This window comes from Pseudomyxococcus flavus (assembly GCF_050038885.1).
Lineage (GTDB): Bacteria > Myxococcota > Myxococcia > Myxococcales > Myxococcaceae > Myxococcus > Myxococcus flavus.
This window is the reverse complement of sequence record NZ_CP143624.1, coordinates 1,408,471-1,430,646: the sequence shown is the minus strand read 5'-3', so window position 1 is coordinate 1,430,646 and position 22,176 is coordinate 1,408,471. Positions and strand designations below refer to the sequence as shown.

Sequence of the window (22,176 nt, the reverse complement as noted above, 5' to 3'; positions counted from 1 at the left end):
CTGCGAATGGCGGCACGGCATCGGACGAGCTGGCCCGTGGGAGGAGGCGGGGCTCAGCCCTTCCTCACGAACCGCGTGGCACGTGGCCGTCCGTTCTTCCGCCGCGAACGGAGGCGCGGCCTCGGGCGAGGTGAGGTGGTCCGCGGGAAGAGACGGAGCTCAGCTCTTCCACACGGACTGCGTGGCGGGCGGCGCCGGCGCGGCGGCCCTCTCTTTTCGCAGCAGCGCGTGAATCTGGGCGATGAGCACAGGCGGCTTCACGGGCTTGACGAGGTACGCATCCGGGACGGGCTGGTCGGGCGGCCCGTCCGTCCGAGGCGCATAGCCGCTGACGAAGACGACGGGGATGTGCTTGAGCGTGGGCTCGGCGCGGAACCGGCCGCACAGCGCGTATCCGTCCATGCCATCCATGTTCACATCGGAGATGAGCACGTCCGGCGGGTGGGCCAGGGCCAGCTGGAGCCCCGACTCGCCGTCAGCCGCCGTGGTGCAATCGAACTCGCCGGAGAGCAGGAGACGGAGCGTCTCCCGCATCGTCCATGAATTCTCGACGATGAGGACCTTCGGCTTCACGAAACCCCGACTCTCAGGGAGGCAGCCGCCCGGCGGTGCCCGGTGCACCCTCTCTCCCCCGGAAAGGCTCCAGCATCACCTCAGGCGCCACCTGGAGCAAGAGGGGGCGGCCTCCACCCATGGGTTGGGGCCCTCGCGGCACGGGGCTACTCCTCGGGAGGTGGGCTGACGAGGCCCTGACGCGAGACGGCGGAGTCGGGCTCCTCGTCGCCGCGCGCCTCACGCTCTGGAACCTCCTGCGACGTCCACTCCTCGCCGCGCTCCACGCGCGCTTCCCAGGGCGTGTCGGCATTGGGCACGGCGTCGGCCTCGTGCGTCAGCCGCCGCGCGACGTCCGCCGCGCCGCGGTCCTGCGCATCCTCCACCTGGCCCCGGTTTCGCGGCTGGAAGTTCTCCCCGGCGTGGAAGCCTGCCTGCTGGTCATCGCCAATGTCCCTGGGGCGCTCGTCCCGGGGGCCCGTGTCCTTCTTGCCGGCCATGGTGCCGTCTCCGTGGGTTGGGAGGGCGTCCGCTGCGCCCTGTCCGTCACAAGTTCGGAGCCTGCTTCGCCGCGGGCAACCGGCGCGGGCTCCTCCGAGGGGAGGGGGAGCTAGCGGGGCGGGGGCGGCGACTGCCGCGCCAGGGCCGGCCCGCCGCGCGCGAGCGTTGTCACGGCCTCGGCCATCCCCACCGTGGGCGTGGCGATGCGGCACGCCGCGCCGCCGTGGACCAGCCCCACCACCTGCATCCGGGAGTCCACCAGCGGCGCGCCGGAGTCCCCCGGCCGGCCCCGGACGGTGGTGAAGAGCGCCGCGGGCACTTCGGGCAGCGAGGGGCATGGGCCCAGGCGCTCCAGCAGGGCCTCCTGCGGGTCACCGGGACGGTCATTGCGGCCAGCGAACACCAGGGGCGCTCCGGCCGTGGGCAGCTCCCGGGCGACCTCCAGCGGACGTACCGGCGCCAGCGACTCCAGGCGGATGACGGCCAGGTCCCGGCCGCGATCCACGTGCACATAGCGGCCCGCCAGCCTGCGCCCGTCGAGGAAAGACAGCGTCACCCGGGTGTCCCCGGGCCCGACGCAGTGCGCGGCGGTCAGCGCGTGCCGGCCGTCCTCCACCACCACGCCCGCGCAGTGCCCTGGCTCCAGCGTCACCGTGGCCGCCGCGACGTCCTCCAGCTCAGGCGGCGCCTCCTCCGAGGTCTGGCAGGCCGTCAGCACCGCCACGCCCACCCCGGCCACCCACCACGTCCTCCACCCGCCCGCGTGCTTCATCCGTCACCCTCGCGGCCGACCGGCCCGGCCGGCGTTTCCGAGGGAGGATGTGCACCCACGCGGCCCAGGGGCCGGGCAGGGCTGCCCGGCAGACGTCCGACCGGGGCTCCCGCTGCCTGACGCTTGCCAACGTCGCGCCCGGCTGCGGTGCTCCACTCAACGTCGGACTGGCACCGATGATGTGTCCCTGTCGCAAGGAAACGTGATATCCCATTAACTTCCGCATTTCGTTGAACCCGCCGGTTCCCCTTCGTGAGCGACGAGGAGAAGACAGCTGTCCTGGACGAGCGCAGCCGGCCTCCGAGCTCCTGGGGGGACCGTCTCCGCACGCCCATCACCCTGCCGGGAGCGCGCGCCGGAGAGCGCCGCTCGCTGGCCATCGGCATGGTGGTGACGGGCCGCTACCGGGTGGAAGGGCTGCTGGGCGAGGGCGGCATGGGCCGCATCTGGCTGGCGTCGGACCTGCACGAACACCGCCGCGTGGCGCTCAAGGAGATGCAGGTCCCCGCGGGCCTGACGGCCGGGAAGACGGAGGAGCTGGTGCTGATGTTCCGGCACGAGTTCTTCGCGATGAAGAAGCTCCAGCACCCCGGCACGCTCAAGGTTTTTGACTGGGGCATGACGGAGGCCGGCAACCGCTTCATCACCATGGAGGTGGTGGACGGGCAGGACCTGAGCTCGCTGGGGCGCGAGTCGCCGCTGGACACGCCCACGCTGTACCGGGTGCTCATCCAGATGTCCCAGGTGCTGGCCTTCCTGCACTCGCGCTTGTACGTGCACTGCGACATCAAGGCCAGCAACGTCCGCATCACCCGCTCCGGCGCGGTGAAGCTGATGGACTTCGGGGTGATGCACCAGCTGGGCACGCCCAGCCCGGGCAGGCTCAAGGGCACGCTGGAGTACTTGGCGCCGGAGTGGCAGCGCGGCGCGAGCATCGACGGGCGCGCGGACCTCTACTCGCTGGGCGTGATGGCCTACTACCTGGCCACGCGCCGGCTGCCCTTCAAGCGCAACACCCCGGCGGCGCTGCTGGCGGACCACCTGACGCGTCCGCCGCCGCGGCCGTCCACGATTTGTCCGGTGGACCCTCAGCTGGAGGAAATCATCCTGCTGCTGCTGGCCAAGGACCCGCGCGAGCGCTTCCAGGACGCCAGCGAGCTGATGGAGGCGCTCTGCCACGCCAGCGGCGAGCCGATGCCGGAGGAGCCGCTGTCCGCGCGCTCCAGCTACCTGCACGTACCGGAGGTGGTAGGACGGGCCGCGGAGCTGGAAGCGCTGATGAACGGCCTGGCCGAGGCGGACTGGGGCCAGTCCCGCGCGGTGCTCATCGGCGCGCCGGCGGGCGTGGGCAAGACGCGGCTGCTGCAGGAGTTCGAGCTGCAGGCGAAGCTGGCGGAGCTGCCCTTCGGCCGCGGTCAGTGCCGCGCGGAAGGGCAGGCGCCGCTGACGCCCATCGTCCAGGCGGTGCGCTGCCTGGTGCCGCTGACGCCGACGGAGATGATGGACCGTCTGGCGCCCAAGCTGAACCAGCTGCTCCCGGGCCTGACGCCGGACGCGTGTGAGTCCCACCCCGTGGCGGGCGAGGAGAAGCTGGCCTTCTTCGGCGCGCTGGCCGAGTGGGTGCAGGCCCTGGGCCGGCGGATGACGCTGGTGCTGTGCTTCGAGGACCTCCAGTGGGCGGACAGCGCCACGCTGGAGGTGCTCAACGTCCTCATCCGCGCGCTCTACGGCACGCGCGGCATGGTGGTGGGCACGTTCCGCTCCGGTGAGCTGAGCCGGCTGAGCCTGGCCTTCCAGACGGTGGACGAGAAAATCACCACCCGCCTCGACCTGGAGCCGCTGGCCGTCGAGCACGTGCGCACGCTGGTGGAGCTGGCGCTGCCGGGCCTGGCCGTGCCCGAGGCCTTCGTCACGCGGCTGCACGAGACGACGGGCGGCAACGCGTTCTTCGCCACCGAGTGCCTGCGCGCGCTGGTGGAGGAGGGCGCGTTGACGCGCGTGGGCGGCCGGTGGAGCGCCGTCGAGGGGTTGGACACGCGGCCGCTGCCCGCCAGCATCCATGACGCGGTGCTCGCGCGCCTGGGCAGCGCCCCGGCCGAGCAGGTGTCGCTCCTGCGCCGTCTGGCGCCCGCGGGGCGCAGCCTGGAGCTGCCCATGCTCCGGGCGCTGGCGGGACTGCCCGAGGGCGAGCTGTTCGCGGTGCTGGACGGCATCGTGGAGCGGCAGTTCCTCCAGGAGGTGGAGGGCCGCTACGTCTTCACGCACGACACCGTGCACCAGGCTGTCTACGACAGCACACCGGAGGAGGAGCGGCGCGAGGCGCATGGTCGCGTGGCGCTGGCGCTCCAGACGCTGCACTCGTCGCGGCCGGAGCTGTCGCGCACGGTGGGGTGGCACTACCTGCGCTCGTCGGAGCCGGAGCTGGCCATCGGCCCGTTGCTGGACGCGGGCCGGGCCGCCATCGAGGCGCAGGCGCTGCTGGAGGCGACGCTGCTGCTGAAGGAAGCGGCGGCGCTGCTGGAGGCCGCGCCGGACTTCCCGGGCAGGGACCGGCTGCTCCTGCGCATCTGGGTGACGATGGTGGAGGTGGGCTACTCGAGCGACCCGCCCAGCTCGCTCACCTTCGCGCAGCGGCTGAGCGACCACTGGGCCGCCACGGTGAACCTGGACGAGGGCCGCGCGCAGGCGTTGGCGGCGCTGGAGGCCGCGTGCGCCGCGCCGGAGCCGGAGCGCCCCGCGTCGCTGAAGGCGCTCTTCCGCGAGCGTGAGGCGGACGCGTTCTCGACGCCAGCAGACGTGTTCTGGAAGCAGGCGGAGCTGCGCATCCTCCAGGCCATGGCGCTGGCCAGCGTCGGGCGCACGGAGTGCCTGGCGGGGCTGCTGTCGCGTGTGAGGGCCGAGCAGCCGGAGGTGTCGCCGTACCGCGCCGCGACGCTGCTGGCGCCCGCGCAGCTGTGCGCCTACACGGGCCGCTTCGCGGGCGTGCTGGAGCCGCACTACGAGCAACTGGAGCGGCTGCGCGGGCTGCGCGAGGTGATGGGCCGGCTGCCCCGGCGGCTGGCCTGGGCGCTGGGCATGGGCGGCTACATGATGAACCTGAACCTGGCGCTGCGCGGCGAGCCGCTGGACGCGCAGGCGCTGCGCGACGGGTACGCCGCGGCGGAGGCGCACGGGTTCACGGACGTGCGGGGCTTCCATCTGTTCTCGGTGGTGACGCGCGCGGCCTTCACGGGCGATGGCGCGGCCTTCGTCCCGGCCTTCACGGAGAAGACGGAGCTGGTGCGGCGGCTGGGCAACCCCCGGCTGATGGAGCGCAACCTGGCCCTCTTCACGCCGCCGTACTACCTGGAGCGCGGCGAGCACGAGCACGTGGCCGCGGTGGTGGCCCGCGCCGAGGCGCTGTCGCGGGTGCTGCCCGAGGACCGGTGGCTCCAGTGCCACCTGCGCGTGTACCAGGCCTGCCGGGATGTGCTCTTCGAGGACGCGGCGGCGGCTCGCCAGTCGCTGCCGGCGGCCCTGGCGGCGGCGCGCGAGGCGGGCATCCGCATGGAGACGCTGCTGCGCGTCTACCAGTCCCGCTTCGAGCGGGAGCAGGGCAACCTCGTCGCGGCCCAGGACGCCGCCGAGGCGGCGCTGGTGCGGGCCACGGACCCGGTGCTCGCCAACCCCTGGGACGAAATCCTCTCCCGCAGGGCGCTGGCCGCGCTGCTGCCCGGAGAGGAGGGCCTGCAGCACCTGCGCCGCGCGCTCGCGCTGGCGGAGCTGACGGGCAATGTGCTCCAGGTGGGACTGGTGCGGCTGGCGCTCGCGGAGCGCGCGCGGGACGCGGAGTCCACCGTGGCCGCGCTGGAGGCGGCGGAGGCGGCCTTCACCGACGCCCGGGCCTCCAGCCTGCTGGCGCAGGCCAGCTCGCTGCGCGGCGCGCTCCAGCGCCGGGCCGCGGATATCCGCCAGAGCGCTTGAGTCGAAAGCCCACTGTTGCGCGGGGCACTCCAGCGCCGGGCCGCGGATATCCGCCAGAGCGCTTGAGTCGAAAGCCCACCGCTGCGCGGGGCGGGCCCCTTGCGGCGCGCTCCAGCCCTGGCCCGAAGCGCCCTGCCAGGGCGGCCGAGGCGCGCTCACGCCGCTGTGTCAGACGTGGCGGAAGGTGGGCACGAGGACCTCGCGGCGCACCCCAATCCTGGTCCGAGGCGCTCCGTCAGGCCGTTCGAGGCGTGCCCGCGACGCTGCGCGGTTGCGGGGTGCCGGGGGCTTCCCGGCGCACGCCAGCGCCCAGCGGAGACGCTTCGACAGGGCGCCTGATTCCGCGCCACTGTGCTCCTCGTGACGCACTGTCACTGTGCCCTGACGGCGCGTGGGGGATGGGTAGACTGGGGCCATGTCCCACGCCCCCCTTCGCTTCTTCCTGGACTACATCTCGCCGTATGCCTACCTGGCCTGGACGCGCCTGCCGGCCCTCGCCGCGCGCCATGGCCGCACCCTGGAGCCGGTGCCCGTGCTGCTCGCGGGCCTGCTCAATGCCACGGGCAACATCGGCCCCGCGGAAGTGGCGCCCAAGCGCGTCTACCTCTTCAAGCAGACCTTCCGCATCGCCCATGACTTCGGCGTGCCCTTCGGGCCGCCGCCAGCGCACCCGTTCAATCCGCTGCTCGCGCTGCGGGTGACGGCCGCGGTCGACGACCTGGAGGCTCGGAACCGGCTGGTGAGCGCGCTGTACGCCTCCGCCTGGGGCGGCGGTCCGGGGCTGGAGACGCCCGAGACGGTCGGCGCCGCCATCCAGGCCGCGGGGCTGGACGCCCAGGCGCTGCTCGCCGCGGCGCAGACGCAGGAGGTGAAGGACCGGGTCCGCCACAACACCGAGGCGGCCCTGGCCGCGGGGGCCTTCGGCGTGCCCTCCTACCTCGCGGGCGAGGAGCTGTTCTTCGGTGTCGACTCGCTGGGGCACCTGGAGCAGTTCCTGCGGGGCGAGGACCCCCTCACCCCGGAGGCCGTCGAGCGCTGGCGCACCCTGCCGGCCAGCGCGTCCCGGCGCTGACGCGCGGAAGCCAGCGCACGCGGGCGCCGCTTTCCGCTAGGGTCCCGGAGCCATGGTCTCCGGTCGGCCCGCCTTGTTGACCTCCTTCTCGCGACGCCTCGCGCAGCGGGAGGTCCACCCCGAATGAATGTCCTCGTCGAGCTGGGCATCGCCGTCGCCGGTCTGGTGCTGGCGCTCGTGCTGCTGTCCATGAACCTGTGGCGCAGCATCCTCTTCCTCTTCCCGTCCAGCGTCCGGGTGGAGCCCGAGGCCCCCGCCGACCAGATGGACCTGCCGCTGGAGCTGACCGGCCGCGCCAACCAGCTCCAGGCGCTGGGCTTCGTGCCGCTGGGCAGCCACGAGGAGAAGCCGCGCCTCCAGCGCGCCACCCGCTCGTACGACTGGGCGCACCCTGGCGAGCGCGTCTTCGCCACGCTCTACGCAGGGCAGGGGGGCGTGCCCCGGCTGTACCTCCTCACCCCGCTGGCCTCGGGGGGCTTCGTCATCACCGCCGACTACCGCCGCCCCGCGCTGGAGGTCCCCGGCGTCTACCTGTCCGGTTCACTGGAGGACGCTCCGCCCGAGCGCCTGCTGCGCGCGCACCTGCGCCGGCTCGACGGGCTGGCGCCCACCGGTGACTTCACCTGGGAAGGCCGGGTGGCGGCCGGGCGTTCCTGGTACCAGGGGCTCGGTCGCAAGGAAATCCGCAAACAGAACCTCCAGGGTTTGTTGTGGACGGTCATCGCGCTTGCCATCGTCGCCAGCGCCTTTTTCGGACGGCGCGGGCCCTGACGCCGCCGTCCCACACCTCACGACGTCACGGCGCGCGTGCACCGCGCGTCCCATGAGAGTAGGTAGACGACCACCATGAAGAGCGTGTCCAAGAACGAGGAAATCTACTTCCTGTCCGGCAAGCGCACCCCGTTCGGTACCTATGGGGGCAGCCTGAAGGACCTCAGCGCCACCGACCTCGCCGTGGAGTCCGCGAAGGCGGCCCTCGCCCAGGCGAAGGTGTCTCCGGAGGACGTGCAGCACGTCGTCTACGGCAACGTGGTGCAGACCAGCGCTGACGCCATCTACCTGCCGCGCCACGTGGGCCTGCGCACCGGCGTGCCCGTCCCCGTGCCCGCGCTGGGCGTCAACCGGCTGTGCGGCTCCGGGTTCCAGGCCTTCGTCACGGCGGCCGAGCTGATGCTCACCGAGCAGGCCTCCGTCGTGCTGGCGGGCGGCACCGAGTCCATGAGCCAGGCCCCCCACGTCATCCGCGGCGCCCGCTGGGGCCTGCCGCTGGGCAAGGGCAGCCTGGAGGACATGCTCTGGACGGCCCTCACCGACAGCTACACCGGTCAGGCCATGGCGCTCACCGCCGAGCAGCTCGCGGTGGACTACGCGCTCACGCAGGACCAGGTGGACGAGTACGCCGTCCTCACCCAGAAGCGCTTCGCCGCCGCGCAGGAGGCGGGCCGCTTCCAGGACGAAATCGCGCCCATCACGCTGAAGACGAAGAAGGGCGAGACGGTGGTGTCCCGCGACGAGCACAACCGCCCGGAGACGACGGTGGAGGGCCTGCGCAAGCTGCCCAAGGTCTTCAAGAAGGACGGCGTGGTGCACGCGGGCGCGGCCAGCGGCATCTGCGACGGCGCGGGCTCCATGGTGATGGCCACCGGCAGCTACGTGAAGCAGCACGGCCTGAAGCCCATTGCCCGGCTCGTCAACTGGGGCATCTCCGGGTGCGACCCGAAAATCATGGGCATCGGCCCTGCGCCGGCCATCCGGAACCTGCTGGCGCGCGCGGAGTGTCAGCTGTCGGACATCGACCTCTTCGAGGTCAACGAGGCCTTCGCGCCGCAGTACCTCGCGGTGGAGAAGGAACTGGGCCTGCCGCGTGAGCGCACCAACGTCAACGGCGGCGCCATCGCCGTGGGCCACCCGCTGGGTGCCTCCGGTGCGCGCATCACCACCACCCTGGTGTACGAGCTGAAGCGGCGCGGCGCCCGCTATGGTATCGGGTCCGCCTGCATCGGTGGCGGCCAGGGCATCGCGGTGCTCGTCGAGGCGCTCTGATGGCACAGGACCTCCAAACAGGACGTGAGATGAGCAACGAGGTGGACGCGAAGACCGCGCGTGAGCGGGCCAAGGCCATCGCGGAGCAGCGCCGCGCGGAGCGTCGCAACCGCAAGCGCAAGTGCGTGGTGTGTGGCGTCGAGGAGAGCGACAAGACGCCCCTGACAGCGCACCCCGAAGGCATCGGCCCGGCCTGCAAGGACGAGGTCACCTGCCTGGCGCGCAAGGCCGCCAGCGGCCGCTGAGGTCCCGGGGCCCCGGCCTCGCCTTCGGTGCGAGGCCCGGGGGCCCACCCCACGGGTGGGGCGTTCAGGACGCGCAAGGGCCGGATTGTCGGGCCCGATTCTTGATGGCGGAATCGTCTCGGGGTAAACGTCCAGAATCTCTGGTTTAGACGAGGGTCGGAATGGGCGTTACAAGCTTCACGGGCGTCAAGGTGTTCTCCACCACGCTCGCGCGTGACCGCGAGAACATGGGTGAGAACATCACCAAGTGGCTCAAGGAGAACCCGAACATCGAAGTGGTCGACAGGGTCGTGACGCAGTCCTCCGACAAGGAGTTCCACTGTCTGACCATCACGCTCTTCTACAAGGCGAAGGCCTGAGCCGCCGCTGAAGAAGCGTGGGTGTTCGAGGGCGCTCTCCCCGGTGTCGGGGAGCGGCGCCCTTCGTCGTTTGGGGTTGCGAAGCGAGCGGTGTTCCACCACCTTTGGACGGCTCTTGAGCAACGAGAGGAAGGTGTACTGAATGCGACCGATGCGGAGCTTCGGCGGCGGGGGCGGCGGTATGGGGCTGCCCGGCCTGGAGACCATGGCGTCCAAGCTGGCGGTGGCGCTGGTGGCTGGCTCCGTGCTGTTCCACCTGACGAAGGCGCAGTCCGGCGGCCTGCTGCTGCTGTTCCCGGACCTCGTCTTCCGGGGGCTCTACCTCTGGCAGCCGGTGACGTACGCCTTCATCGAGGCCAGCCCCATTGGCATCATCTTCGGCGCCATCATCACCTGGTCCATTGGCGGCTATCTGGAGTCCATCTGGGGCGGTAAGCGCCTGCTGATGGTGGCGCTGGGCATCGCCGTGAGCGCGGGCCTGGTGACTTCGCTGCTGGCCATGTTCGTGCCGGGCGCGACGGTGCAGGCCTACACGGGCGGCAACGTCATGACGTCGGTGCTGTGGGTGGCGTACGGGCTCACCATCGGCCGCGGCCAGACGAACTTCTGGGGCCTGCCGCTGTCGGGCAACGCGCTGGCCGGCATTGGCGCGGGCTTCGTCGTCCTCTCCGCCGTTACCCAGGGCTGGCAGTCGCAGGTACCGGACCTGCTGGGCCTGTGCATGGTGTTCGCCTACGTGCGTGGCGCCAACCCGCGCCGGCTGTGGCTGCACCTGCAGCACTGGCGGCTGCAGCGTCAGTTGAAGGGCCGCTCCAAGCACCTGCAGGTGGTGCGGCACGACCGGCCCGACCGCGACCAGTACCTCAACTGACGCCGGGCCGTTGACGTCTCAGTGGGCCGCCTCCGGGTGGCCATACTGCTTGAGCTTCCGGTAGAGCGTCGCCACGCCGATGTCGAGCTGCTCGGCGGTGCGCGCGCGGTTGCCGCCATTCTGGGCCAGCACCGCGAGGATGTAGTGCTTCTCCACGTCCTCCAGCCGCTGCGGGTTGCCGGTGGGCACCGGGCTGGGCGGCGCGGCGCGCACCTCCTCGGGCAGATCCTCCCGCTCCACGCGAGCGCCCTCACAGAGGGCGACCGCGCGCTCCACGGCGTTGCCCAGCTCGCGCACGTTGCCGGGCCACGCGTAGCGCAGGAGCTGGTCCGCCGCGTCGGGGGAGAGCCCCGACACCCTGCGGCCCAGGCGCTCCGCGGCCTCGGCGAGCAGCAGCCGCGCCAGGGGGAGCACGTCGTCGCGGCGGTCGCGCAGCGGCGGAATCTTCAGCTCGATGACGCGCAGCCGGTAGTAGAGGTCCTGCCGGAAGCGGCCCAGGCGGACCTCCTCCGCGAGGTCCCGGTTGGTGGCCGCCACCAGCCGCACGTCCACCTTGCGGCTGGTGTTCTCTCCCACGCGGCGCACCTCGCGCTCCTGCAGCACGCGCAGCAGCTTGGCCTGCATGGACGGAGGCACCTCGCCCACCTCGTCCAGGAAGAGGGTGCCGCCGTGGGCCGCCTCGAAGAGGCCCGCCCTGTCGCTGGTGGCGCCGGTGAAGGCGCCTCGCACGTGGCCGAACAGCTCGCTCTCCAGCAGGCTCTCGGTGACGGCGGCGCAGTTGACGGCGACGAAGGCCTTGTGCGCGCGGCCGGACTCGTCGTGGATGAGGCGGGCGATGCGCTCCTTGCCCACGCCGCTCTCGCCGGTGACGAGCACCGTGGAGTCCACCTTCGCGGCGCGCCGCGACAGGTTGATGACCCGCTGCATCGCCTCCGAGCGCGCCACCATGCCCGCCGGGTCCTCCGTCACGCCCACGCGCGCCAGTGACTGCCGCTTCGCGCGCAGCTTGCGCTCCGTCTGCCGCAGCGCCTCTGTCACCTGCGCCAGCGCGCCCTCCATGCACTGCGTCTCATAGAAGCGCAGCACCTCGGAGCACTCGGTGCTCCACTCCTCGGCGGGCCGGCCCACGTAATGGCAGGCCGCGTCGCCCTTGCCCACGCAGCGCAGCTCCGTGCCGTAGATGGGCTTGCCGTTGACGTAGCTCATGTAGCCGGACGCGAAGCCGGTGAGGCTCCAGCACACCGGCTGGTCGGCCTGGCCCAGGTGCAGCAGGTGCTGCTCGGCCTCGTAGGAGTCGCGCCATTGGGCCTCGGCGAAGGGCTCCGGGCCTTCGTCCGCCCGGCGCTCCACCGGCTCCACCCGGACCTGCCCCTGGAGCGTGTGCAGCCGCCCGCCCGCCCGGCGCCACAGCGACGCGTCCTTCCAGGGGATGGCCCCCTTCATCGCCTCGGCCGTGCGCCAGCCGTGCGCGTAGCCCAGGCGCAAGAAGGTGCCGCGCGCCGCCGTCATCCCCATCAGCCCGACGAGCTCCTTGCGCAGCAGCCCCAGCGCGACCGGGTCCATCAGCAGCACCCGCTGCCCCCCGAAGTGGATGAGCCCGCCCCCAGGCTCGAAGGACAGCAGCTCACTCAAGTCCAGCTCGAAACGGCCAGCCACGCTGTACGGCTCCTTCCAGAATGAGCTGAGTCTCTATCGTTTTGAGAGTGCCGTTGCACGGGAAGATGAGGGTCCGAAGCAAATCCAATAGGTTGGAGTTTTAGGTGTCCTGGTCTTGCGGTTGCATTAGAAGGCGGCCGTCATGGCGGACGAGCTCGACAGACGCGTGGTGCTGCAGGGCGCGGCGGCAGCCGGGGTGGCGGGTGTGCTGGGCAGCGGAGGCGGTCCAACGCTGGCGCCAGCGGTGTTCATCTCCCATGGCTCGCCGATGGTGGCGCTGGACTCGGACGCGTATCCGCAGGCGCTCCGGCGCTTCGGTGGTGAGGCCCAGGCGCGGGCGCTGGTGGTGGTGTCCGCCCACTGGGAGACGCCCGGTGAGGTGCGCGTCACCACGAGCGCGCAGCCGTCACTCATCCATGACTTCTACGGCTTCCCGGAGGCGCTCTATCGCCTCCGTTATGGCGCGCCCGGTGCGCCGTCCCTGGCGGAGGATGTGGTCGCCCGGCTGAAGGCGGGCGGCCTGCCCACGGTGGCGGATGCCGAGCGGGGCTGGGACCACGGCGCGTGGGTGCCGCTGCTGCATGCCTTCCCGGAGGCGAAGCTCCCCGTGGTGCAGGTCTCCATGCCGCTGGGGGCGAGCCCCGCGGACGTGGCGCGCATGGGCGAGCTCTTGCGCCCCCTGCGTGCGCAGGGCGTCCTGCTGATGGGCAGCGGCGGCATCGTCCACAACCTGCGCCGCCTGAATTTCCACGAGAAGGCCGCGTCCGTCGAGCCATGGGCCGAGGCCTTCGACGCGTGGGTCGCGCGGAAGCTGGAAGCGCGAGACTTCACCGGCCTTCAAGCGTGGCTGGATGCACCGAACGCGCGGCTCGCGCATCCAAGGGCCGAACATTTGATGCCGCTCTACTTCGTCCTCGGAGCTGCCCTCCCCGAGGACCGTCTCACCCCCGTATTCGAGGGCTTCCATCACGGAACCTTGTCCATGCGCAGCTTCGCGCTGCGCGCCTGACTTCGCTGTATCTCGAAGGAGCACACTCCCCATGAAGACGTCCCTGAAGAGCACCGTTGCCCTGATGTTCGCCCTCCCGTCCCTGGCGCTGGCCTCCTCCTGGAAGGTGGATGAGTCGCACTCCAACGCGGGCTTCTCCGTCCGTCACATGATGGTCTCCAACGTCAACGGCTCCATCAACGTGAAGAGCGGCACCGTCAACCTGGACGACAAGGACATCACCAAGTCCACCGTCGAGGCGGTGCTGGACGCCAACAGCATCAACACGGGCAACGCGAAGCGCGACGAGCACCTGCGGGCGCCTGACTTCTTCGACACCGCCAAGTTCCCGGAGATCACCTTCAAGTCCACCAAGGTCCAGAAGGCGGGCCAGGGCAAGCTGAAGGTCACCGGCAACCTGACCATGCACGGCGTCACCAAGCCCGTCGTCCTGGACGTGACGGGCCCGTCGAAGGAGTCCAAGGACCCCTGGGGCAACACCCGCACGGGCGTGACGGCGACCACCAAGCTGAACCGCAAGGACTTCGGCCTGACCTACAACCAGGCGCTGGAGACCGGCGGCGTGGCGGTGGGTGAGGAGGTCACCGTGAACCTGGACCTGTCGTTGGTGAAGCAGGCCGACGCCGCCGCGGCGGACAAGAAGTAGTCAGCGCTTGCCGGCACCTGCCGGGCTGAAATGACAAAGGGGCTCCCACGGTGGTGGGGGCCCCTCTTTCGTTCGCGGGGCCTGGCTTCTGGCCCCGCGCTGCCTTCCGTCGTGTGCCTGCTCAGCCCTCGGCCACCGCCTGCACGCTGGAGCGGTAGATGAAGATGCGCGCGGTGTTGGTGCGCTGGTCGGCGGGGATGACGAAGAAGCCCGGCGTGCTGCCCTGGAAGTCCTGGGAGAAGCCGGCCACCTGACGGCCGTCGTTGAAGGTGACGCGAATCTTCTGTCCCTCGGCCTGTGGCTGACGCGCGCCTGCCGGGAGCATGAAGAAGATGGCCTTCACGCGCTTGCCGGGAATCTGCTCGGCGGCGAAGCCGCTCTGCTGCTCCAGGGAGATGACGTCGTCGAGCAGGTCCGCGTCGCGGATGGTGCCGCGCTTCACCTGGCCTTCCACCGTGTGGATGATGACGCGGTGCTCGCCTTCCACGAAGGAGGTGAGCGCCGTGCCACCGACGATGGCGGTGTCGTCGAAGAGGGGCTCGCGCTCGGCGGCGAGGTGGTTGAGCGGCTGCGCCGGCATGACGGCGGCGGGGAGGTGGGCCTGCGCCGCGGAGCTCAGCGCCGCCGCCTGCGCGAAGGGCGCGGCGGGGACGGGGATGGCCGCCACGGGCGCGGGCGGCGGCACCACGACCTCTTCCTCGACGTCGATGTCCGAGACCTCTTCGGCTTCGATGGGCGCGCCGAACGGGCTGTTCGACGCGGCGGACCACTGCGCCGCCGGAGCGGCCGCGCTGTCCTCGATGGGCTCGGCTTCCCAGGTGGCTGCCTCCTCGACGGGCTCGGCCTCCATCACCGGCTCCACGTCCACGGAGGCCTCGTCCCACTCAGCGGCGGCGGGCGTGGCCTGCGGGTTCCAGGGCGAGGACTGCTCAGCGGACCACTCGGGGGTGGCTTCGGCCTGCGGCGTGGCCCACTCCGGTTCGAGCTCCACCGGTGCGGCTTCGGCGCCCGTGGCCGAAGTCGCATCCCAGCCAGCGGACGCATGGTGGGGCGCGGACCATTCGGAGGCCTCCGGCGTGGCGGAGGCCCATGCGTTGGCCTGGGCGTCGCCCGCGGAGGCGCTCCAGTCGGTGGAGGCGTTGGCCGTGCTCGACGAGGCCCACTCCGTTGCGGGCGTGGCCGCGGGCTCCGCCCACTCGGCCTGGACTTCCTCGGCTTCGGGCGTGGCCCACTCAGCCTGCGTGCCTTCGGTGTGGGCGGCCCACTCCGGCTGCGCGGATTCAGGGGACGCCGACCACTCGGACTGCGTGGCGGCGGGCTCGGAGGCAGCCCATTCCGGCTGGGCCTCTTCGATGGGGGCCGCCCACTCTTCCTGGACGGCCTCGGGCGCAACCTCCTCGATGGGGGGCTCCCAGGCCTGTGCGCCGTTCGCCGCAGTCGTGGCCCACTCCGGCTGGTCAGTTGCCGCGCCCGGCTCCGCCCAGGCCGCCTGCGCGCCTTCCACCGCGGGCGTGGCCCAGGCGGAGGTCGAGGCGGCTTCCACCGTCGGCTCGGCGCCGTCGGACTGCGCAGGGGCAGTCCACTCCGCCTGCACCTCCACGGGGGCTTCTTCGATAGGGGCGTCCGCCCACTCGGTGTGGACCTCCTCGGGAGCGGCCTCCGCGGAGGGCGCCCACTGGGTGGGGACTTCCGCGGGCGCAGCGCTGGACGCTTCCGTCGTGGCCCATTCCGGCTGCGCCTCGATGGTCTCCGCCGGCTCGGCCCACTCGGTCTGCACCTCGATGGCCTCGGCTTCCGTGGAGGAAGCGTCCCACTCGGACGGCGTCACGCCAGACGTGGCGTCAGCGGGGGAGGGGGCCCACTCGGCAGAGCTGGCTTCGGGCGCCGGCGCCGCGGGAGCAGACCACTCGCCGTGGCCTTGCACAGGTGCCGCTTCGGCAGGAGCTGCGCTCCACTCGGGCTGCTGGGCCTCGGTCGAGTCCTGCACCGAGGTGTCGACCCATTCCGCCTGTGCCTCCGCTGACGCAGTGGCCTCGGGCGCAGCCCACTCGGGCTGTGCCGCGTGGGTGGCGTTCTCGGTCGCGGTCCATTCCGTCTGTGCGTCAGCGGGGGTGGGCTCAACAGATGCCCACTCGGGCTGCGCGTCTGCGGAGGTGGCCTCATCGGGCGTAGCCCACTCGGCCTGGAGCTCGGTCGTCGCTGTTCCTTCGGGGGCGCCCCACTCGGACGCGGCGCCGTCGTCGGGCTGGGCCTCAATCGTCGGTGTCGCGTCGGACGCACCCCACTCGGGTTGAACCGCTGCCGCGGCGTCAGCGCCGGCCGACCACTCGGGCTGGGCCTCAATCGTCGGTGTCGCGTCGGACGTAGCCCACTCGGGCTGGACCTCGGCCGTGGCGTGCGAGTCCGTGGACCACGCAGGCTGCGCCTCAATCGCCGCGGTGGCTTCGGACGTAGCCCACTCGGGCTGAACCGCGGCCGTGGCGTCAGCGCCAGCGGCCCACTCGGGCTGGGGCTCGGCGGGAGTGGCCTCGATGGGCGTCACCCACTCCGGCTGCGCGGCATCGGTCGTGTCTGTCGCCCACTCCGGTTGTACCTCTCCCTCAGCCGAATCCGCGGGCGTCGCCCATTCGGGCTGAGCGGCGCCGGCGGCATCGGAGCCCGCAGCCCACTCGGCTTGAGCGTCGCCGGACGTGGTGGCTTCGGGCGCAGCCCACTCAGGCTGGGGCTCGGCGGTTGGCGCCCATCCAGACTGAGCCTCGGCGGGGGCCGCTTCCGAGGAGGCAGACCACTCGGCCTGGAACTCAGTGGGCGCAGCCTCCGTGGACCATTCAGCCTGCACTTCCGTGGAAGCCGCGTCCGTGCTGGCCCATTCAGGCTGCGCATCAGCGGAGACACCTTCCGTGGAGGAGGACCACTCGGGCTGGGCTTCAGCGGAAGCGCCATCCGTCGTTGCAGCCCACTCCGGCTGGGCTTCAGCGGAGACGCCTTCCGTGGTGGCAGCCCACTCGGGCTGAGCTTCGGTCGAGGCGCCGTCAGCAGTGGCTACCCACTCGGGCTGAGCTTCGGCCGAGGAGCCGTCAGCCGTAGCCGACCACGCGGGCTGAGTCTCTACCGAGGCACCTTCAGCGGTGGCTGCCCACTCGGGCTGAGTTTCAGTCGAGGCACCTTCAGCGGTGGCTGCCCACTCGGGCTGAGTTTCAGTCGAGGCGCCATCGGCAGCGGCTGCCCACTCGGGCTGAGCTTCGCCGGAGGCGCCGTCGGCAGCGGCTGCCCACTCGGGCTGAGCTTCGGCCGAGGAACCGTCGGCGGTGGCAGCCCACTCGGGCTGAGCTTCGGCTGAGGAGCCGTCAGCAGTGGCTGCCCACTCGGGCTGAGCTTCGGCCGAGACGTCATCAGTGGTCGCGGCCCACGGGGCCTGGGCTTCGGCGGAAACGCCATCCGTCGTGGTGGCCCACTCGGGCTGAGCTTCGGCCGAGACGTCTTCAGCGGTCGCGGCCCACTCCGGCTGGGCGTCTGCGGAAACGCCATTCGTTGTGGTGGCCCACTCGGGTTGGGGCTCCGCCGGTGTGGCCTCCGCGGGCATCACCCATTCAGGCTGTGCTTCCGTTGGAGCGGCTTCTTCGGTCGTCGCCCACGGAGCCTGGGCGCCGTCGGACGCATGGTCCGCAGTGGAGGCTGCCCACTCCTGCTGCGTGCCCTCCACGGGAACGTCGGTCGACGCGGTCGCCCATTCCGGCTGGGCCTCCGAGGCGTGGGTGTCCGCGTTCCACGCCGCCTGCGTCTCGGGAGCAGCCGCGTCCGTGGAGGTCGGAGCCCACTCGGCCTGGACATCCCCGGACGTGGCATCCGCCGACGTTGCGGCCCAGTCGGACTGGGTGGCCGTGACAGTCTCGCCAGGCGCCACCCATGCGGCTTGGGCCTCGTTCGAGGGCTCTGCCCAGTCGGCCTGCAGTTCGATGGCGTCCGAGTCGCTTTCCGGCAGCTCAACGCTCCGCGCATCCGCCGAAGCGAAATGCCCCTGGCCCACGAAGTCGCTTGCCGCGGCGAGAGGCACGGCCTCTTCGGGGCTCCCGCTCAGGTCGAACATCTCCTCGGCGGAAGGCGCGGTCGCGATGTGGCGCGCAGACGGATGCGGTGGATCTCCCGCGACCGTGAGCGTGTCGGCTTGAAGGTCCGGGCCCACCTGCACAGGACGGAGTTCGAGCGAGGACACGTCCGAGGTCGGGAACGGCGCGGCTCCCTGCGAGAACGCCACTTCAGGAGCGGCGTCGGCGCTGACGTCAACCACGTCCAGCGTGGGGGGCTCGCTGAGTGCGTCATGGCCCTCGGGCTGCGTCGTGGACACCGCGTGCTCGAGGGCCGACTCGACGTCCATGACCTCGAGCGCAGGCGTTTCGCTGGCGACCTCGGCCGCGTCCAGCTCCAGGGTGGGGACGCTTGCGCCCTGCGCGGGGGACTCCTCGCTCACGTCGGAGGCGTCGAGCGCGATCTCATGGGACGCGCTCTCGGCATCGGCGAAGTCGGCGGTGTCGAGGGCAATCTCCGCGGCGGGCTCGCTCGTCGTGGCCTCCGAGGCGCCAGCGGCGGCGAGCGCGACTTCCGTCGGCTGCGGGATGGCCGCCACTTCGGACGCATCGAGTGCGATCTCCGGCGGTTCCTCGGGCGCGCTCACGTCGGACGCATCGAGCGCGATTTCCTCGGGCTGCGAGTCCGCGGCAGCACCGGCACCCGCAGCCTCGAACGTCAGCTCGGTGGCGTGCGCATCGGAGGCTTCAACCATCGCCTCGGTGCTCGCCGCTGCGCTGAAGCCCGAGACATCGTACGTGGACGTCTCCGAAGGCGAAGCCTCAGGGCTGGGCTCGGCGTCAGGCGCTGCGCTGCTCGCATCGAAGGTCGTCGTCGGAGCGGCCTCGACAGCGGAGAGGTCGCCGCCTTCAATCGCGAGATCGGCGTGCGTCTCCAGAGAGGCCTCGCCCGTCGTCTCAGCCGTGCCGTGCGCAGCAGCACTCACGACGTCCGAAGCGCTGACAGCCGCGTCGGCGGCATCGACCCCCGTGGCGAAGTCAGGCGAAGCGTCGAACGCAGGCTGGGAGGCGTCATGCCCCACATCGGACGCGTGGAGCGCTGCATCATCGGACGGCTCGGCAGAAAGCACCGTGTCGCCCGAGTCGGGGGCCATGAAGGCTGCTTCGGCAACCGGCTCGCTCGCAGCCTCGCTCATATCGGAGGCGTCGAGCGCAATCTCGGTGGGCTCGGCCGAGGCCACGTCGGACACGTCCAGGGCAATCTCGGAGGACTGCACCTCCTGCTCGGCGGAGGCGGCGTCGGACGCCTCGAGCGGAAGCTCGGCGGCATCGGTCGCATGCGACGCCTCCGTGTGGAGCGCATCGGGTTCCGCCGGCGCCGCGCTCACAACGTCGGACGCCTCGAGCGCAACCTCGGCGGCATCGGCCGCGTGCGCATTCTCCGTGTGCGGCGCGCCGAGTCCCGACGGCACCGCCGTGCTCGCAACGTCGGACGCCTCGGTGGCCGTGGCGCCTGCATCCCACGCATCCGGCGCCGCCTCGGTCTCCGAAGCCGAGGCGTCGACCATGTCGGTGGCGTCGAGCGCGATCTCCGCGTCCGGGGCCTCGGAGGCCGAAACAGGCTCCGCCATGGCGGCGACGTCGATGAGGTCTCCTGCGTCCGCGACTTCCGTCGGCTCGGCCTCAACGGCGAGGGGGGCGGAGGCCCAGGCATCATCGATGGGCGCGGGAGCCAGCTCCTGGGCCAGCACCGGCTCGCTCTCGGCAGAGGCGTCGAGGAGCTCGACCTCGGAGGAGGGCACCTCCACTTCGACAGAACCCGGGGGCTCCTCTCCGGCCGTGACGGGGGTGTCCGGCGCGGACTCGACCTCCATCGACAGGTCGGCGAACGAGGCTTCCAACGAGGTCTCGGGCTCGGCGGCGGCAGGCACCTCCGGCTCGGGGCGCACATCCGAGAAGTCATCTTCCGCGACAGGGACCGCTTCCGCCTGCGGGGCCTGCTGCAGGTCCGCGGTGACGTCCGCGAACGACGCGGAGGGGTCCTCCATCGCATCGTCAGCGGACAGCTCCGTGACCGCTTCTTCGGCGGGCTGGGTGCTCTCGGGCGCCGACTCCGGCCGAGCCCGCAGCGCGTCCTGCGCCGAGGTCTGGCCGCTGCCGCCCGGCGTCATCCACGGCGCCGGCTCACTCAGCGCGGGGATGTCGATGTCGTCCGACAGGCTGAGGTTGTCCGGCTCCACCGCTGGCTGAGGGGCCGGCTCGGCGGGGTAGGCCTGCTGCACCTGCGGATCAGCCTGCCAGCCGCCGGCGTAGCCCTGTGCATTCGGCTCGGTGCCCTGCTGCGCATAGGCCTGCGCGTTCGGGTCATAGCCCTGCTGGGCATAGCCCTGGGCGTTCGGGTCGTAGCCCTGCTGCGCATAGGCCTGAGCGTTCGGGTCATAGCCGTAGGCCTGAGCGTTCGGGTCGTAACCCTGCTGCGCGTAGGCCTGGGCATTCGGGTCGTAGCCGGCGGGGTAGGGGTACCACTGGCCATCGGCGGCGTAGTAGCCCTGGGGCTGCTGCTCGTAGCCAGCGGGGTAGGGATACCACTGGCCATCAGCGGCGTAGTAGCCCTGGGGCTGCTGCTCGTAGCCGGCGGGGTAGGGATACCACTGGCCATCGGCGGCGTAGTAGCCCTGGGGCTGCTGCTCGTAGCCAGCGGGGTAGGGATACCACTGGCCATCAGCGGCGTAGTAGCCCTGGGGAGCTGCCTGTTGCTGCCAGGTGGAGGCGTCTGCGACTGGAGCGCCGTCCACGCCCAGGTGCGTGCGCAGCTCGTTCCAGCGCGCCTCCTCCACGGGAGACAGGCTTCCCAGCTTCCGCTTCTCGTCGAGGAAGCGGAATTCTCTCATCGCCGCGCGCGTGTCCGACATCCGTCACCTTGCTGCGGACAGCGAACAACCGGGCTTCTGCCGCAGCGTAAATAGAGGGGGCTGCGAGTCTAGGGGACTCCCGGGAACGGGTAAACCAAATGGCCTGTGCCCGGCCGGCAGCCTCCCCTACTGGAGAGCGTCCCGGACATCCTGGTCGAGGGTCGCCCGCGTCCGGCCGTAGTGCTCCGTCAGCGCCTCGTCGATGGGTCTTCCCTGTCCCACCTCGCGGACAAGGGTGAGGAACCGGCCCGTGCCGCCCCGCTTCACCAGCTCGCGAACGGCGACGGCGGAGGTGGCGTAGGCCACGGCGGGGTTGCGCTGCATGATGAGTGACTGGCCTTCCAGTTGCGCCAGCCTGGGCAGTTTGTCCGCTTTGGCGGCCTGGGCCAGGTAGTTGCGGACCGTCCGGTCGGGGTCCTCGCTCCCCAGGTAGCGCCACTCGACGTACTCGGCCAGGCCCTCGTTCAGCCAGACGGGGAGGTTGCCACCATAGCCGCCGCAGAAGTCGTCCAGCGCGGCGTGCACGTACTCGTGGACCAGGGTGGCCCGGGTCTGCTGCGAGAGCTCCGCGGCGTCGTTGATGCGGATGGCGTTGTCGGAATAGAGCCCGGCGACGGCGCGCGCCCGGGCCGCGCCGAAGTGCGTCTGGAACTCCGCGAGTGTGTACAGGACGACATCCACCGGCGCCTGGCGCACCTCGCCCAGCAGGCTGCGGGTGAAGTCATAGGCCTCGTCCAGCGCGGCGACGACGCGGCCCTCGTACTCCGCGCGCTGGCCGAAGTCGCGCTGGTTGTTGAAGTACTTGATGACGAAGCGGCTGTTCGACCGCGTCCGCATGCCGTCCGGCCCGGTGCCCGATTCGTAGTTGAGGCTGGCCGAGCGCGTGGAGCCCCGGCCTTCACCGGCCACCGCGGGCTGGACGTCCACCATGGCGGGCCGCCCGGTCGCGGTGCCGTTCATCCGTTGCTCCAGGCGCTCCGCCTCCCGCCGCGCGGCGCCCTCTTCGCTCGCCTTGGCGCGGGCCTGCCGGAGCAGCCGCTTCGCCTCGGCGGCCTCCTTCGAGCGGGCCGGCACCTTCTCCAGCACCGCCACCGCACCCACCGCGTCCTGCTCCTCCATCAACAGCCGTCCCAGCTCCAGGCCGAAGGCGCCGTCCCTGGGGTGCTTCTCCAGGCCCTTGCGCAGCGCGGCCTCCGCGGCGGCCCGCTGGTCCGTCTTCCGCGCGGTCCAGGCCAGGCACCGCAGCGCACCGGCGGACGCCTCGTAGACTGCGGCGCGCTCGCCCAGCGAGTACGCCATCACCGGGTCCTCGTTCTTCAGGGCCTCGCAGCCCTTGTGCAGCGCGGCGGAGACGGCGCCGCGCTGCGAGGCGGGCACGTCCTTCGCGTCTCCAGCCGAGAAGGCCAGGTAGAGCTCCTCCCAGGAGCGGCTGGCGGCGAGCGACTTCGCCTTCTGCGCGGGCGAAGGAGGAGCGGCGGTCAGCAGCAGGGCGGAGAGCAGGGCAGCAGGGCTCATGCCCCGAGTATCGCCGGACTCGGGCGCGCGGGCGC

15 protein-coding genes are annotated in these 22,176 nt (G+C 71.6%); 9 read left to right on the top strand and 6 right to left on the bottom strand.

The annotated features are described in order from the left end of the window. Nucleotides 1–159 precede the first annotated feature (159 nt). From VZL07_RS05890 to VZL07_RS05880, 3 genes are all read right to left on the bottom strand, one after another. Nucleotides 160–573: a response regulator gene (locus VZL07_RS05890; RefSeq protein WP_426754354.1), complete on the bottom strand. Its 414-nt coding sequence runs from the start codon at nucleotides 571–573 to the stop codon at nucleotides 160–162. 146 nt (nucleotides 574–719) lie between these two features. After that, nucleotides 720–1,052, bottom strand: a complete 333-nt coding sequence (locus VZL07_RS05885; protein ID WP_426754353.1) for a hypothetical protein — start codon at nucleotides 1,050–1,052, stop codon at nucleotides 720–722. Between the two features lie 110 nt (nucleotides 1,053–1,162). Beyond that, nucleotides 1,163–1,825 (bottom strand): S1 family peptidase, encoded by a 663-nt coding sequence (locus VZL07_RS05880; protein WP_426754352.1) that lies wholly within the window; start codon nucleotides 1,823–1,825, stop codon nucleotides 1,163–1,165. A 384-nt stretch (nucleotides 1,826–2,209) separates the two neighbouring features. On the opposite strand from VZL07_RS05880, the gene VZL07_RS05875 reads away from it, so the two are divergent. The 7 genes from VZL07_RS05875 to VZL07_RS05845 all read left to right on the top strand — a co-directional run bounded on the left by VZL07_RS05875 (nucleotide 2,210) and on the right by VZL07_RS05845 (nucleotide 10,378). Then, a complete protein-coding gene (locus VZL07_RS05875) occupies nucleotides 2,210–5,788 on the top strand; it encodes a protein kinase domain-containing protein (protein ID WP_426757242.1) in 3,579 nt (1,192 codons plus the stop codon). 415 nt (nucleotides 5,789–6,203) lie between these two features. Further along, nucleotides 6,204–6,860 carry a 2-hydroxychromene-2-carboxylate isomerase gene (locus VZL07_RS05870; protein ID WP_426754351.1) on the top strand — a complete coding sequence of 219 codons (657 nt, stop codon included), beginning with the start codon at nucleotides 6,204–6,206 and terminating at the stop codon, nucleotides 6,858–6,860. Between the two features lie 123 nt (nucleotides 6,861–6,983). After that, entirely contained in the window at nucleotides 6,984–7,631 is a 648-nt protein-coding gene (locus VZL07_RS05865; RefSeq protein ID WP_426754350.1) for a hypothetical protein, read from the top strand. Nucleotides 7,632–7,706: 75 nt separating this feature from the next. Then, nucleotides 7,707–8,903, top strand: a complete 1,197-nt coding sequence (locus VZL07_RS05860; RefSeq protein WP_426754349.1) for an acetyl-CoA C-acetyltransferase — start codon at nucleotides 7,707–7,709, stop codon at nucleotides 8,901–8,903. Between the two features lie 29 nt (nucleotides 8,904–8,932). Further along, nucleotides 8,933–9,148, top strand: a complete 216-nt coding sequence (locus VZL07_RS05855) for a hypothetical protein (protein WP_002638788.1) — start codon at nucleotides 8,933–8,935, stop codon at nucleotides 9,146–9,148. A 161-nt stretch (nucleotides 9,149–9,309) separates the two neighbouring features. After that, complete coding sequence (locus VZL07_RS05850) at nucleotides 9,310–9,507, top strand: hypothetical protein (protein WP_426754348.1); 198 nt, start codon at nucleotides 9,310–9,312, stop codon at nucleotides 9,505–9,507. 142 nt (nucleotides 9,508–9,649) lie between these two features. Then, nucleotides 9,650–10,378 carry a DUF1751 domain-containing protein gene (locus VZL07_RS05845; RefSeq protein ID WP_426754347.1) on the top strand — a complete coding sequence of 243 codons (729 nt, stop codon included), beginning with the start codon at nucleotides 9,650–9,652 and terminating at the stop codon, nucleotides 10,376–10,378. 18 nt (nucleotides 10,379–10,396) lie between these two features. On the opposite strand, the gene VZL07_RS05840 is transcribed toward VZL07_RS05845, so the two are convergent. Continuing rightward, complete coding sequence (locus tag VZL07_RS05840; RefSeq protein ID WP_426754346.1) at nucleotides 10,397–12,034, bottom strand: sigma 54-interacting transcriptional regulator; 1,638 nt, start codon at nucleotides 12,032–12,034, stop codon at nucleotides 10,397–10,399. A gap of 142 nt (nucleotides 12,035–12,176) precedes the next feature. On the opposite strand from VZL07_RS05840, the gene VZL07_RS05835 reads away from it, so the two are divergent. Then, nucleotides 12,177–13,043 carry a dioxygenase gene (locus VZL07_RS05835; protein WP_426754345.1) on the top strand — a complete coding sequence of 289 codons (867 nt, stop codon included), beginning with the start codon at nucleotides 12,177–12,179 and terminating at the stop codon, nucleotides 13,041–13,043. 31 nt (nucleotides 13,044–13,074) lie between these two features. Next, nucleotides 13,075–13,689: a YceI family protein gene (locus VZL07_RS05830; RefSeq protein WP_426754344.1), complete on the top strand. Its 615-nt coding sequence runs from the start codon at nucleotides 13,075–13,077 to the stop codon at nucleotides 13,687–13,689. A 121-nt stretch (nucleotides 13,690–13,810) separates the two neighbouring features. Here VZL07_RS05830 and VZL07_RS05825 read toward each other — a convergent pair whose 3' ends face one another. Next, on the bottom strand, nucleotides 13,811–20,626 hold the full coding sequence (locus VZL07_RS05825; RefSeq protein WP_426754343.1) for a DUF6982 domain-containing protein: 6,816 nt from the start codon (nucleotides 20,624–20,626) through the stop codon (nucleotides 13,811–13,813). 126 nt (nucleotides 20,627–20,752) lie between these two features. Beyond that, nucleotides 20,753–22,141, bottom strand: coding sequence for a peptidase MA family metallohydrolase (locus VZL07_RS05820; RefSeq protein WP_426754342.1), 1,389 nt, complete (start codon nucleotides 22,139–22,141; stop codon nucleotides 20,753–20,755). Nucleotides 22,142–22,176: the final 35 nt, after the last annotated feature.

Bases quoted from the DNA above. Each gene is read 5' to 3' on its own strand.
- VZL07_RS05820 (WP_426754342.1), bottom strand. From the start codon at position 22,141: ATGAGCCCTGCTGCCCTGCTCTCCGCCCTGCTGCTGACCGCCGCTCCT.
- VZL07_RS05855 (WP_002638788.1), top strand. From the start codon at position 8,933: ATGAGCAACGAGGTGGACGCGAAGACCGCGCGTGAGCGGGCCAAGGCC.
- VZL07_RS05875 (WP_426757242.1), top strand. From the start codon at position 2,210: ATGGTGGTGACGGGCCGCTACCGGGTGGAAGGGCTGCTGGGCGAGGGC.
- VZL07_RS05860 (WP_426754349.1), top strand. From the start codon at position 7,707: ATGAAGAGCGTGTCCAAGAACGAGGAAATCTACTTCCTGTCCGGCAAG.
- VZL07_RS05865 (WP_426754350.1), top strand. From the start codon at position 6,984: ATGAATGTCCTCGTCGAGCTGGGCATCGCCGTCGCCGGTCTGGTGCTG.
- VZL07_RS05880 (WP_426754352.1), bottom strand. From the start codon at position 1,825: ATGAAGCACGCGGGCGGGTGGAGGACGTGGTGGGTGGCCGGGGTGGGC.
- VZL07_RS05845 (WP_426754347.1), top strand. From the start codon at position 9,650: ATGCGACCGATGCGGAGCTTCGGCGGCGGGGGCGGCGGTATGGGGCTG.
- VZL07_RS05870 (WP_426754351.1), top strand. From the start codon at position 6,204: ATGTCCCACGCCCCCCTTCGCTTCTTCCTGGACTACATCTCGCCGTAT.
- VZL07_RS05850 (WP_426754348.1), top strand. From the start codon at position 9,310: ATGGGCGTTACAAGCTTCACGGGCGTCAAGGTGTTCTCCACCACGCTC.
- VZL07_RS05835 (WP_426754345.1), top strand. From the start codon at position 12,177: ATGGCGGACGAGCTCGACAGACGCGTGGTGCTGCAGGGCGCGGCGGCA.
- VZL07_RS05825 (WP_426754343.1), bottom strand. From the start codon at position 20,626: ATGTCGGACACGCGCGCGGCGATGAGAGAATTCCGCTTCCTCGACGAG.
- VZL07_RS05885 (WP_426754353.1), bottom strand. From the start codon at position 1,052: ATGGCCGGCAAGAAGGACACGGGCCCCCGGGACGAGCGCCCCAGGGAC.
- VZL07_RS05830 (WP_426754344.1), top strand. From the start codon at position 13,075: ATGAAGACGTCCCTGAAGAGCACCGTTGCCCTGATGTTCGCCCTCCCG.